This is a genomic window from Rothia sp. HMSC072E10 (assembly GCF_001813965.1).
GTDB classification, from domain to species: Bacteria; Actinomycetota; Actinomycetes; order Actinomycetales; family Micrococcaceae; genus Rothia; species Rothia mucilaginosa_A.
This window is the reverse complement of record NZ_KV814491.1, coordinates 576143-588380: the sequence shown is the minus strand read 5'-3', so window position 1 is coordinate 588380 and position 12238 is coordinate 576143. Positions and strand designations below refer to the sequence as shown.

Annotated in this window: 5 protein-coding genes; all 5 read left to right on the top strand. The window is 64.7% G+C overall.

Annotation, left to right across the window (positions count from 1 at the left end):
- The first annotated feature begins 1227 nt into the window (after positions 1-1227).
- Positions 1228-4569, top strand: coding sequence for an isoleucine--tRNA ligase (gene ileS, locus HMPREF2944_RS07665; RefSeq protein ID WP_070682126.1), 3342 nt, complete (start codon positions 1228-1230; stop codon positions 4567-4569).
- A gap of 117 nt (positions 4570-4686) precedes the next feature.
- Positions 4687-6351, top strand: coding sequence for a bifunctional folylpolyglutamate synthase/dihydrofolate synthase (locus HMPREF2944_RS07660; RefSeq protein ID WP_070682123.1), 1665 nt, complete (start codon positions 4687-4689; stop codon positions 6349-6351).
- 366 nt (positions 6352-6717) lie between these two features.
- Positions 6718-7386 carry a vitamin K epoxide reductase family protein gene (locus HMPREF2944_RS07655; RefSeq protein WP_049344173.1) on the top strand — a complete coding sequence of 223 codons (669 nt, stop codon included), beginning with the start codon at positions 6718-6720 and terminating at the stop codon, positions 7384-7386.
- 215 nt (positions 7387-7601) lie between these two features.
- Positions 7602-7841 carry a hypothetical protein gene (locus HMPREF2944_RS07650; protein WP_049332532.1) on the top strand — a complete coding sequence of 80 codons (240 nt, stop codon included), beginning with the start codon at positions 7602-7604 and terminating at the stop codon, positions 7839-7841.
- Between the two features lie 604 nt (positions 7842-8445).
- Positions 8446-12177 carry an Rne/Rng family ribonuclease gene (locus HMPREF2944_RS07645; RefSeq protein WP_070682120.1) on the top strand — a complete coding sequence of 1244 codons (3732 nt, stop codon included), beginning with the start codon at positions 8446-8448 and terminating at the stop codon, positions 12175-12177.
- The last annotated feature ends 61 nt before the right edge of the window (positions 12178-12238 follow it).

The following is a 12238-nucleotide window of genomic DNA, read 5'->3' as shown; positions in this document are numbered from 1 at the left end:
TTTGACGGGTTCCTCATGACAGAAGCCCTAGAATCATCATTGATGCATATATGGGTTATTTTATATTAATTGAGTTCAAAATGCATTAAATTAAGCCTTAGTAATCCCTGGGGGAATTTTGAATCCGGGTGGCGGTAGCCGATTCCAAGGTGTCGAGATTGCATCACGATGACAGGAGTAGGGGAGGTGACAGGCGGGTGCGAAGCACATGGAGAACATGATTTATATCATATTTAAGACCTGGAACCTCTGGGGGAGTGACTAAATTTCTGGCAATGAGACAGGGTGAGTGGGGCGCGCAACTCCCCCTCGGGAGGGTCTGGAATCTATCGAATGGGCGAAGAAAGCGGGCTAATTAGCCAAGGAAAATCGCTCCGCAATCCCCGAATATGCACTCTATTCACTCGCTATACATCACCCCGTGGGTCGCAAGAATTAGTTCCCACACCGGGGGTGGAGGGGCGAAAAAATTCGCGGGATGAATATCTAGTGGACGAGTCTTCTTCTCAACCCAATATCTTGTGGTCGCCCGAAAGGTGCTTTCAAAAATTCGATGCCAAAATTCAAAACCAACTTAAAGCCACAATGCGTCGATGCAAAAACATACATTGGGTGGCACATCCGAGTACGCGGCTCGCGGGGGTCTATTAAGGACCCTCGGGGCTCGGAAACTCGCGGAAGAGTGACCCGTCTATTCCCCGGACCCTGTGGGGACAGTAGGGGAGTGAAGGCGTTCAAACCCACACCGATCGGGGTTGCATTCGGAACCAAAAGCCACATAAACTATTAGTGTTTGCAACGACCCGGCCATCACCGGCGAGCAATTCGGAAGAACGGACCGCACCTGCGGGCGCCCGTCAATCGCTGCGGCGAGGGCGTCTTAGCGGAAGAGATGTAGTCCCAGTAGAACCGGACGGTTAAGCCCGATATAGCTGTAATAAGCGACTGATACCCGCCCAACGCGCCGCTCTTCCGGTGGCTAGGCATCGCGGACACGCGACGCCACGCAGCCCCGGAAGGGTTCGGTGCGTTGAGCTGGTTAACTCAGTAAGCAAGGTGGTACCGCGCCGCATCCTAAGCCCCGGCACAGCCCGGCAGTCTAGTGATGCCCAGGCGTCCTTGCACCCGTCATGTCAACCCTCACCGGCTGAGAGGCGACGAGTGCACGCACCCGCGTACCGCGCCCGTTGCCTCAACGATGAGAACAACAAGATAAGGGCGCACCCAATGTCTAACGTATATCCCAAGGCGAGTGCCTTCGAAGCCGCAGGAAGCGGCGTCACCGCATCGCCCAAGTTCCCCGCACTCGAAGAAGCGGTCCTCGACTACTGGAAGAAGGACAATACCTTCGCCGCATCCATCGCGAACCGCCCCGCCGGTAAAAACGGCGAGAACGAGTTCGTCTTCTACGATGGCCCTCCCTTCGCCAACGGCCTGCCCCACTACGGCCACCTGCTCACCGGCTACGCCAAGGACCTCGTCGCCCGCTACCAGACCCAGCGCGGCCACAAGGTCGAGCGTCGCTTCGGTTGGGACACCCACGGCCTGCCCGCAGAGCTCGAGGCCATGAAGCAGCTCGGCATGACCGACAAGCGCGAAATCCTCGAAATGGGCATCGACAACTTCAACGATGCCGCCCGCGCCTCCGTGCTCAAGTACACCAACGAGTGGGAAAAGTACGTCACCCGCCAGGCACGCTGGGTCGACTTCGAAAACGACTACAAGACCCTGAACGTTGAGTACATGGAATCCGTCATCTGGGCGTTCAAGCGCCTCTACGACAAGGGCCTGACCTACCAGGGCTTCCGCGTGCTGCCCTACTGCTGGAAGGACGAGACTCCTCTCTCCAACCACGAGCTGCGCATGGACGACGACGTGTACAAGGACCGCCAGGACCAGACCGTCACCGTCGCATTCCGCATCACCGCAGACACCTCCCTTGGCGCCGACGATAAGGTCGCCGCAGAGCTCGAGGGCGTCGAGGCAATCGCCTGGACCACCACCCCCTGGACCTTGCCCACCAACCAGGCGCTCGCCGTCGGACCCGAGATCGAATACTCCGTCGTACCCGGCGCAGGTAAGTTCGAGGGTCGCTCCTTCCTGCTCGCCTCCGAGCTGCTCGGCTCCTACGCCAAGGACCTCGGCTACGAAGGCGACAACCCCGCCGAGGACGCCGCCGCAGCCGTCACCGCACGCTACACCGGCTCCCAGCTCGAGCACGTGCGCTACACCCCGCTGTGGGACTACTTCGCAGACGCCGAAAAGTGGGGCACCGAAACCTCCTGGCAGATCCTGGTCGCTGACTACGTCTCCACCACCGACGGTACCGGTATCGTCCACCAGGCACCCGCCTACGGTGAAGACGACCAGAAGGTCTGTGAGGGCTACGGCATCCCCGTGATCCTCTCCCTCGACGAAGGCGCAAAGTTCCTGCACCTCTTCGCCGAGCCCACCGCATCCGGCTCGACCGCCCTGGCAGAAATCGCGGGCGTGCAGGCGTTCGATGCGAACCGCACCATCATCAACGCCCTCAAGGCAGACGACGTGCTGATTCGCGAGAAGTCCTACGTGCACTCCTACCCGCACTGCTGGCGCTGCCGCACCCCGCTCATCTACCGTGCAATCACCTCCTGGTACGTGAAGGTCACCGACTTCAAGGACCGCATGTACGAGCTGAACAAGCAGATCAACTGGATCCCGGAAAACGTGAAGTACGGCCAGTTCGGCAAGTGGGTTGAGAATGCACGCGACTGGTCCATCTCGCGTAACCGCTTCTGGGGCTCCCCGATTCCCGTGTGGGTTTCGGACGACCCGAACTACCCGCGCATCGACGTGTACGGCTCCCTCGAAGAGCTCAAGGCAGACTTCGGCCGCCTGCCCCTGAACAAGGACGGCGAACCCGACCTGCACCGCCCGTACATCGACGAGCTGACCCGCCCGAACCCGGACGACCCGACCGGCAAGTCCACCATGCGCCGCGTGGAAGACGTGCTCGACGTCTGGTTCGACTCCGGCTCCATGCCCTACGCACAGGTGCACTACCCCTTCGAGAACCAGGAATGGTTCGAGAACCACTACCCGGCAGACTTCATCGTCGAGTACATCGGCCAGACCCGCGGCTGGTTCTACGTGCTGCACGTACTGGCGACCGCGCTCTTCGACCGCCCCGCGTTCAAGAACGTCATCAGCCACGGTATCGTGCTCGGCTCGGACGGCCAGAAGATGTCCAAGTCGCTGCGCAACTACCCGGATGTCTCCGAGGTCCTCGACCGCGACGGCTCCGACGCGATGCGCTGGTTCCTGATGTCCTCGCCGATTCTGCGCGGCGGCAACCTGATTGTGACCGAGCAGGGCATCCGCGAGGGCGTTCGCCAGGTTATGCTGCCGCTGTGGAACGTCTACCACTTCTTCGCCCTGTACGCCAACGCCGCCAACAACGGTGAGGGCTACAGCGCCAAGCTCAAGTACGACTCGCAGCACGTGATGGACCGCTTCATCCTCGGCAAGACCCGCGAAATGATTGAGCAGGTCACCGCGGCGATGGACTCCTACGACATCTGGAACGCCTGCGAGTACCTGCGCCAGTACGCCGACGCGCTAACCAACTGGTACGTGCGTCGCTCCCGCGAGCGCTTCTTCAACGAGGACACCGACGCATTCGACACCCTCTACACCGCGCTGGTAACCGTGTCGAAGGTTGCCGCATCCCTGCTGCCGCTCAGCAGCGAGGAAATCTACCGCGGCCTGACCGGTGAACGCTCCGTGCACCTGGCTAACTGGCCCGAGGCATCCGCCTTCGCCGACGAGTCTGACCTGCTGGCTCTCATGCAGACCGTGCGTGAGGTCTGCTCTGCCGGTTCGGCACTGCGCAAGGAGAAGAAGATTCGCGTGCGCCAGCCGCTGCAGCAGCTGACCGTGGCGATCGCCCCCGAGCAGTTCGCAGCCCTGGGCACCGCTTTCGGCGAGAAGGGCGCGGAGTACTTCGCGACCATCGTCGAGGACGAGCTGAACCTGCGCGAGGTGACCCTGGTCAGCGCCGACACCGTCGACCCGGCTGACTACGGCATCTCCCAGCAGCTGAAGGTGAACGCTCGCGCCGCTGGCCCGCGTCTGGGCAAGCAGGTGCAGGTGGCCATCAAGGCCTCCAAGTCCGGTGACTGGACCGTGACCGAGGACGGTACCGTCCTGGTCGGCGTGAAGGCTCTGGACGGCGGTCTGGCCCTGGAAGAGGGCGAGTACGAGCTGGTGACCGTGGTCGACGCCGACGCTGAGGGCGCCGAGCACACCGCCGCGGCTGTTCTGCCCGGCGGCTTCCTGGTCCTCAACATCGAGCTGACCGACGAGCTGGTTGCCGAGGGTATCGCCCGCGACACCATCCGCGCTATTCAGCAGGCACGTAAGGACGCCGACCTGAACGTTGCGGACCGCATCAACCTCTCCATCGAGGCACCCGAGGAGACCCTGGCAGCCCTGCGCGCCAACGAGGCACTGGTGACCGGCGAAACCCTCGCCGTGTCCCTGCAGCTGACCGAAGGCCCCGAGCTGTCCATCAGCGTGGCTAAGGCCTAATACGCCTGAACCGTACGGCCGTCCCGCCCCTTCACGGGCGGGGCGGCCCGTCGTCTATCCCGCCGCACGGCGGGGACTCGGCCGGTGCCGCAACCGGCTATCCCAGTGAGGAGAACAATGAGCGAGAAGAATTACCCCGCAATTCCCGATCCCGAGGGCGTGGAGCGGGTCTACGGCGAGCTGCTGGCGCGCGCCCCCGAAAACAAGATGGCACCGCGCCTGGACGCGGTAGCCCGCGCCGTCGAAATCCTCGGCGACGTGCACCGTGCCGCGCCGGTGATTCACATTACCGGCACGAACGGCAAGACCAGCACCGCCCGCATGATTGAGGCGCTGCTGCTCGGCCACGACCTGCGCGTGGGCCGCTTTACCAGCCCGCACCTCGAAAGCGTTACCGAGCGTATCTGCATCAACGGCGCGCCCGTGCCGGACGCCACCTTCGTGCGCATTTGGGAGGAAATCGCCCCCTACCTGCAGATTGTGGACGCAGAGATGACCTCCCGCGGCGAGCCCGCCCTGACCTTCTTCGAGTCCATTACCGTGCTCGCCTTCGCGATTTTCGCGGACGAGCCGGTGGATGTGGTGGTGCTCGAGGTCGGTATCGGCGGCACCTGGGACTCCACGAACGTTGCCGACGGCGTGGTCTCCGTGGTCACCCCGATCGGTCTGGACCACACCGACATGCTCGGTGAAACCCTCGCCGAGATCGCAACCGAGAAGTCCGGCATCATCAAGCCCGGTGGCTTCCTCGTCTCGGCCGTCCAGGAGCCCGAGGCCGCCGACGTCCTGCTCGCCTCCGCCCGCGAGAAGGAGGCATCCTTCGCTTTCGAGGGCGTGGAGTTCGGCGTGGTCTCCCGCGAGCTCGCGGTCGGCGGTCAGCTGCTGACCCTGCGCGGCCTGGCGGGCGAGTACCCGGATGTGCCGCTGTCGTTGCACGGCGCGCACCAGGCGCAGAACGCCGTGGTGGCTCTCGCCGCCGTGGAGGCGTTCTTCGGCGGCCAGCGTCAGCTGCCCGAGGACGTGGTGCGTACCGCGTTTGAGACGGTGCGCTCGCCGGGCCGCCTGGAGGTGGTGCGTACCGAGCCGCTGACCATCCTGGACGCTGGCCACAACCCGCACGGCGTGCGCGCCTCCGCGGCCGCGCTGACCGAGGCGTTCAAGCTTTCGCACCTGCACGCCGTGGTCGGCATCCTGGGGGAGAAGGACGCCCTGGGCATGTTCGAGACCATGCGCGAGGAGTACGTGGACGCCTCGGACGGCACGTTCCGCCTGTACCTGTCGGCCTCGGATTCGCCGCGCGCGATTGCCCCGGAGCGCCTGCACGAGCTCGCCCTGGACGCTGGCATTGACGAGGACTCGATTGAGGTGTTTGAGCACCTGGACGAGGCGATTGCCACCGCCATGGAGAACGCCCTCTTCGAGCAGGAATCGGCGGGTGTGCTGATTACCGGCTCGATTACCGTGATCGGCGAGGCACGTACCCTGCTGGCCAAGCACGCGGAGGCGAAGACCCCCGGTGCCGAGGCCGAGGAACTGCCGGACGAGCTGCCCGCCGAGGCGGGCCTGTACGCCGGTTCTGCGGGTGCCGCCTCCGCGGCGACCCTGGCGGCTGCTGCTGCGGCGGCTTCTGAAGCCGAGCCGGACGAGCTGCTGAACGACATCATGGCCGAGCTGGGCGGCGAGCCCGGGCAGGGTTCTTCGCTGGAGGACTCGCTGGGCCTGCCGCTGGGCGACTCGTACACCGAGGATTTCTTCGGCGACGAGGACTCCGAGGAGGACTAGCCCGGCTAACCGCCGGACGGCCCAAATCCCCGAAGACCCCGGGAAAGAAGCGAGAGAGAACAAACGGTTACGTCTGACCCCGAACGGGCCAAAAAAGCGCGGTATCGCGAAATAATTGGTCGGATGACGTACTGATTACCGCCGGAAGAGGCTAGGATAGTTGAGATGCCGAATCCGGGGTGCCTCCGTGCACCACCGGATATCGCCCGTTCCCGAAGCCTCGGCTCGGGCCCGCCCAGCGGGACGAAACCACCCGACCCGAGCTCGCCTCCGGTCCTTCCGGGACCGCGAGTAGAACGGGGCACGGCATATTCCGGACAAACCACGGTGACACACCACGGTCAACCAACTACCACAAGGAGTCGCATGAGTACCGCCGCATCGAGTACCACCGAACCGCCCCAGGCCGAGAACGAACACACCGGTCGGCTGGAGGGAGCGGAGGGAACGACGACCTCCATGGATCGCCGACTGGGGTGCTGGCTGATTTGTGCCGGTCTCATCGCCCTGGCCTCCGCTGCCATTCTGGTGTACGAGCGACTGCAGATTTACGTTGACGCCGGCCACACCACGGTCTGCGACATCAACGGCCTGCTGAGCTGTGGCACGGTCATGCGCACCCCGCAGGCCGAGGCCTTCGGCTTCCCGAACCCCTTTATCGGCCTGGTCGGTTTCTCCATCGTGGTGACGATTGGCGCGGCGATTCTGGCCGGGGCACAGTTCAAACGGTGGTTCTGGATTTGCCTGAACATCGGCCTGGGTGCCGCGGCGGCCTTCATCATGTGGCTGTGGTTTGAGACGACCTTCCACATCAACGCTCTCTGCCTGTTCTGCATGATCGTGTGGGTCATGACCATCACCCTCTTCGTGAAGACCACGGTGCGCAACATCTCGGCTGGCGTCATTCCCGCCTCGCCGTCGGTTCGCGAAAGCGCCCGCGCCTGGTCGTGGTTCGCGATTGGCCTGTGGCTGATTCTGATTTTTGGCATCATCGTGATTCGTTTCTTCGACGTCATCATGGGCATGATGCAGTAACCCCTCGGTTTCGGAGCCGAAGGGAAAGCCCCGGTAGCCCGGCTGCCGGGGCTTTTCTGCACCCCGTTTCTGCACCCTGTTACTGCGCCCGCTGCACCGAATAGGGCGGAGCGGATGCGCGCCCGCCTCAGCCTCTGCGAGGGGAGGGGCCCCGCACGTGCGGTTCCTCGTGCGTATAATGGACGGGTACATTCCTTTGCCCACTGAGGAGAACCGTGAAGACTGCCGGAATGGCCACGATGGGTGGCGCCGCCGTAATTTTCCTGATTGCCCTTCTGTTGCTGACCGCCGGTCACTTTTCGCTGCTGTGGGTTATCCTGCTGGTCCTCTCGCCCTTCGTCTTTATCCTGGGGGTTCCCTTTGCGACCGGTTCGGGCCCGGAGTATCTTCCGACCGACCCGAAGCTGGCGCAGCAGGCACGCGAGGCTCGCGACGCCGAGCTGGGCCTGGACTAACCTCTCTCTTTGGCGATTCCCGCAGGGTCACCGGGGGAGTTCCGCCCTATGCGCACCCCGCTTCGCGCGGGTGTCTCCAAAATTTTTGAACGAAGCCGGATGGTGCACGCGCGCCGTCCGGCTTTCTTGCGCTTCGCCGGGTTTTCCGCCCGCCTCTTAAGCCCGCATCCCGGGTAGCCTCGAGGGGGCCGCGTACGGGTATAATGAAAGACGGTGTCTTGTGCGCCCCGCACGCGCAGAAGATCCCCACCACCGCATCGAGGGAGAGTACCCGTAAGCACCGGCCGTAAGCCGCGGAGCATGACTGTCGCACCGCGCGGACCGGACCGCATCGGCGAAGAATCCCGAAGACCGGCAGGACGCCCAGGGAGGGCGTGGCCGTGCTCGATTGCGGGGTGGCTGTGACCGTTGCGGTGCGCGTTGCGTTCCGCCCGCTCGCCCCCACGAATGACGGCGCTGAAAGAGATAGCGCCCGGGCCGCGCCCCACGTATGCGCGCTCGCAGGGAGAGGCTTGAGCCACGGTGACGGCAACTAGGCTTTGCGCTGTATGCGCGCTGTCAAAAATCCTCGCGATGCGGAGCGGGGTATGACGAAAGAAGATTAATGTCTGACGAGAAGAACGTCGAACTTGGGGTTTTTGAGGCGCTGAACGCCCTCGCGGAGGAGAAGAACGCCTCCGCAGAAACCCGCGAAACTCTGCGTAAGAATGTTCGCCAGAGCTCCGAATCTCAGGCCGCTCCCGCCGAGCGTCGCCGCCCGGGACGTCCGAAGAAGGAGAAGGCTCCCGAGCTTCCCCTGGACGAAGCCATCGCCACGGGCCTGACCAATCTGCGTAACGCTAAGGCTAAGCACGCCCCCGCGCCGAAGGCCGCCGCTCCCGCGGTGTCCGAGGCCGAGGTTGCTTCGACCCTGAACAGCCTGTTCGCGGCAGCTGAAAAGCAGCCCGCCGAGGCTGAGGCGGCGGAGGCTCCCGCCGCCCAGGAGCGCGTGGCGAAGGTTGAAGAGGTCGCCAAGGTTGAGAAGGTGGCCAAGGTCGAGACCGTCGAGAAGACCGCCAAGGTCGAAGAGGTCGCCAAGGTCGAGAAGGCGACCACGGCGGAAAAGGCCGAAGAAGCCGCAGAAGAGACCGCCGAAGCCGAATTTGTTGAGGGCGAAGCCGCCGCGGAAGCCGAGGTTGAGGCCGAGGCAGAGGAGGCCGCCGAGAAGCAGGCTGAGAACGCCGAGGCCGGCTCCGCAGACGCGGAGCCCGCCGCAACCGAGGGCGTGGCCGAGGTGCTCGAGGCCGAGGTCTCCGCCGTCGAAGAAGCCGCCGAGGAGAAGGCACCCGAGGAGCCCGCCGAACCCGTTAAGACCCTGAGCGACCTGCAGCGCGAAAAGTTGCAGGAGCTGCGCTCGCGCACCCCCATGGGCGCGATGCCGCTGTTCGTGGCCCCCGAGCCCGAGGAGCTGAGCGAGCTCGCCGTGGCCGCCAAGCTCGAGCGTGAGGCCCGCCGCGCCGCCGCCGAAGAGCAGAAGCGCAAGGACCGCATGGAGCGCCGCCGCGAGGAGGCCGCCGCGGAGGCAGAGGTCACCAGCCACCGTCGCCGTCGCCGCCGCCGCGGTACCGAGGACATCGAGATTGAGGGCGGTGCTGAGGATGACGTCGAGACCGTCACCAAGGTGCGTGCACCGCGCCTGGCCGATTCCCACGCATCCAACACCGTGACCGGTGTGCGCGGCTCCACCCGCCTGGAGGCCAAGCGCGTGCGTCGTCGCGAGTCCCGTTCCCTGGGCCGCCGCCGCCACATCGTGACCGAGGCCGAGTTCCTGGCTCGCCGCGAGTCCGTGGACCGTCAGATGCTGGTTCGTCAGAAGGATGGCCGCATCCAGATTGGTGTGCTCGAGGACGGCGTGCTGGCCGAGCACTTCGTGTCGAAGACCCAGCAGGACTCCCTGATTGGCAACGTGTACCTGGGCAAGGTGCAAAACGTGCTGCCCTCCATGGAGGCCGCCTTCGTCGATATTGGACGCGGCCGTAACGCCGTGCTCTACGCGGGCGAGGTCAACTGGGACGTCACCGGCCTGGACGGCGTGCCCCGCAAGATTGAGAACGCCCTGAAGCCGGGCGATTCGGTGCTGGTGCAGGTCACCAAGGACCCGATTGGTCACAAGGGCGCCCGCCTGACCAGCCAGGTCTCCCTGCCGGGTCGCTTCCTGGTGTACGTGCCGGGCGGTTCCATGACCGGTATTTCCCGCAAGCTGCCCGACACCGAGCGTGCGCGCCTGAAGAAGATTCTGAAGGACAAGCTGCCCGAGGGTGCCGGCGTGATTGTGCGCACCGCGGCCGAGGGCGCCTCCGAAGAGGAGCTGACCCACGACATTAACCGCCTGCGCGCGCAGTGGGAAGAGATTCAGGAGAAGGCCAACTCCCGCAAGGTGCTGGCCCCCGAGATGCTCTACCAGGAGCCCGACCTGATGATTAAGACCGTGCGTGACGTCTTCAACGAGGACTTCACCGCGATGATTGTTCAGGGTCAGGACGCCTGGGACTCCATCGAAGCCTACGTGACCTATGTGGCACCCGACCTGATTTCGCGCCTGCAGAAGTGGGATGGTGAGGACGACCTCTTCGACCACTACCGCATCAACGAGCAGCTGGCTAAGGCACTGGATCGCAAGGTCTACCTGCCCTCGGGCGGCTCGCTCGTGATTGACCGCACCGAGGCCATGACCGTGGTGGACGTGAACACCGGTAAGTTCACCGGTAGCGGCGGCAACCTCGAAGAGACCGTCACCAAGAACAACCTGGAGGCGGCCGAGGAGATTGTGCGTCAGCTGCGTCTGCGCGATATCGGCGGCATCATCGTGATTGACTTCATCGACATGGTGCTCGAGTCGAACCGCGACCTGGTGTTGCGCCGACTGATTGAGTGCCTGGGCCGCGACCGCACCAAGCACCAGGTGACCGAGGTGACCTCGCTGGGTCTGGTTCAGATGACCCGCAAGCGTCTAGGCACCGGCCTGCTCGAGGTCTTCTCGGAGCCCTGCGAGCACTGCGCCGGCCGCGGTCTGATCGTTCACGATCAGCCGCTGAGCGGCCGCAGCGGTGGCGCCTCCGACTTCATTCACCGCCACGACCGTAACGAGCGCAAGCGTGCCCGTTCGGCCTCCCGCGAGGATTCGCGCGACCAGCAGAAGCAGGACGCCCTGGAGTCGAAGAAGGCCGAGCGCCGCAACGCGATGGCCGCCGTGGCAGCCGCCTCCGTCCAGAACGAGAGCGGTTCGGAGGAGACCACCTCGACCCGCAAGAAGCGTAAGCGCCGCAAGCGTTCGCGCCGCGCCGAGACCGCTGAGCTCTCGCTGGAGCAGGAGATTCAGGGTATCGCCGAGGCGAGCGAGCAGGCCCACGCCGAGGTCGCCGAACGCGAGCAGAAGGTCGCCGATGTGACCGACGGCCAGTGGGTCGGCGAGCAGGGCGGCTTCTCCCTGGAGCAGCTGGCCAGCGCCTTCGACCGCGTGGAGGAGGAAGCGGTCGCCAAGGAGAAGGACGAGGAACAGCCTCAGCGCGAGGAGAAGAAGTCCCGCTCGGGCCGCTCCCGTAAGAACCGCTCCGAGAAGCGTCGTGAGCTGGACGATACCGCAATCGCAGCGGTGGAGGGTTCGGATGCCGGCGTGCTGGATCACCACGTTGATCCCGAGCTGGATCCGCGATTCAGCCGCTCTTCGGATCGTTTTGAGGCGATTCGCGCGGGTGAGGCGAAGGCCCGTGCCTCGCAGAAGGCCGGCCGCATCGCTCGCCCCGAGGGTGAATCTTCCCGCCCGGATCGCGAGGAGCGTTCCTCCAAGCGTCGTTCTGAGCGTGCGGAGCGCGCCGAGCGTTCTGAGCCGAAGAAGGCCGAGTCGAAGCGCGTTGAGCGTGAGGACCTGCGCATCGAGGACGTCCGCGAGACTCCCCGCGCATCGCGTCGCCGCGCACGCCGCGCCGCCGAGTCGGCCGAGCAGAACGGTCAGCGCGAGCAGGGTACCCGCCCGGTTGTGACCGGCGTGATTGGCACCCCCTCGGCTGAGCCCGCCGCGCCGCAGCAGGAGAAGGCGGAGCAGAAGCCGGCCCAGCCCGCAACGGTTGTGTCGTCCGCTCCGGCCCCGCGCAAGCGCCGCACCCGCCGCGCCGCTTCGAGCGCCGGCGTGGGTTCGAAGGTCGTGACCGTCGATACCGCCGAGAGCGCTCACGGTTCCGTGGTGGCTTCCGCATCCGTGGCGGATGTGGCCCCGGCCATCGAGGAGGCTTCGGCTCCGACGATGCTCGGCATCGGTGTTGCCGCCGCCGATATTAAGCGCCTGGGCAAGGACGACTAGCCCCGCGGCTCACGCGTAGCCCCAACTGACGAAGGCCCCGACGGGTGGAGAAATCCATGCC

Coding starts and splice junctions, on each gene's coding strand:
- ileS (WP_070682126.1), top strand. CDS start 1,228: ATGTCTAACGTATATCCCAAGGCGAGTGCCTTCGAAGCCGCAGGAAGC.
- HMPREF2944_RS07660 (WP_070682123.1), top strand. CDS start 4,687: ATGAGCGAGAAGAATTACCCCGCAATTCCCGATCCCGAGGGCGTGGAG.
- HMPREF2944_RS07655 (WP_049344173.1), top strand. CDS start 6,718: ATGAGTACCGCCGCATCGAGTACCACCGAACCGCCCCAGGCCGAGAAC.
- HMPREF2944_RS07645 (WP_070682120.1), top strand. CDS start 8,446: ATGTCTGACGAGAAGAACGTCGAACTTGGGGTTTTTGAGGCGCTGAAC.